A 1,190-nucleotide genomic window follows, 5' to 3' on the forward strand; every position below is an offset into this window, starting at 1 on the left:
TTGCGAGGAGCTCAATGCTACTGAAACCTTCTTTCCTCGATCTGGACTTCGTCTGATCTTTAAATTGGGGTCATCTTAAAATCGTCGGGATCAGGTGGTCTGAAGGTGATTGCCGAAGTCGGTCCCGACATGACCCGCTTCAAAAGCGCGAAGCATTTTGCCTCCTAGCTGGGACTGTGTCCTGGCACAAAGATTTCCGGAGGTAAAGTACTCTCGGGCGCATCCAAACGCACAACCAATCGCGCTGCTCAGTCTTTGCGGTTAGCGGCCGCCGCACTTCACAAAAGCCAATCCGCGCTTGGAGCCTACTTCAGACGGCTTGCCGCTCGTCTTGATCGAGCCAAGGCGATTACTGCCGTCGCCCACAAACTGGCTCGTCTTATCTACACCATGTTAACCAAGGGTGAGGAATACACAGACCAAGGACAGGATAACTACGAGGAGCGCTATCGCCAGCGTGTTATGCATTACCTCGCCAGGCGCACTGAAAAACTTGGCATGCAACTCGTTCCCGCTCCTCAATCAACTTAAAAAATCATTCAACTAATCATGGGGATATATTGTGTTTCTTGAGAGTTTGAGCAATTAGATTTTGAGTTGGTCATTATGCGGGGTAAGGTGATTGATGGATGAAGCAAAGCTACAAACGGTAATATTGGATGAAAATACGTCCAACGAGCGTACCTCTGGGGCAACGTCGTATATTCTAACCGATGGAGTACCAAACTTCATTCGCATAGACAGTGTGCTATCCCGATGATCGGAATAGCATAAAAGGAAACTAAATTACCTCAGGCACAGCCGGAGTGAGATGTATTGTCAAGTATGGAGTCCATATGATTAAGCAGCGAGTCGATTTGCATACTCAAGTTTAGACATTCAGCATCAAAAAGGCTGCCATTAAGGCAGAAACAAAGTAGCGATACGAGGCGTGAAATTATTCACAAAATGAGCAAAAATCACTTGACAGAAGGGAAGGTTTGCGCGGTCTCCGCCCTGCATACGCGGGTTTTGGGCGTACGCAGGGTTGGGACCAATGAAGAAGTTTTTGCTCCTCAATTGGCTTCCTATGTCCTACGCTCAAACTGTCTGTCGTTGCCTGTCAAGCTGGATTACCCATCTACTTACCGCTGTACCCATGCGTTCTCGCGCTACTTTCGTCGAACTGCTGTGTGGCTGTCTGATTTCTC

General features: G+C 48.2%; 1 protein-coding gene. It reads left to right on the top strand.

Annotated elements, in window-relative coordinates:
* Positions 1–255 precede the first annotated feature (255 nt).
* Positions 256–531, top strand: coding sequence for a hypothetical protein (locus tag BLP80_RS14960; protein ID WP_090544529.1), 276 nt, complete (start codon positions 256–258; stop codon positions 529–531).
* The last annotated feature ends 659 nt before the right edge of the window (positions 532–1,190 follow it).

Origin of the sequence: Nitrosomonas sp. Nm132, assembly GCF_900100485.1 — a bacterium.
Lineage (GTDB): Bacteria > Pseudomonadota > Gammaproteobacteria > Burkholderiales > Nitrosomonadaceae > Nitrosomonas.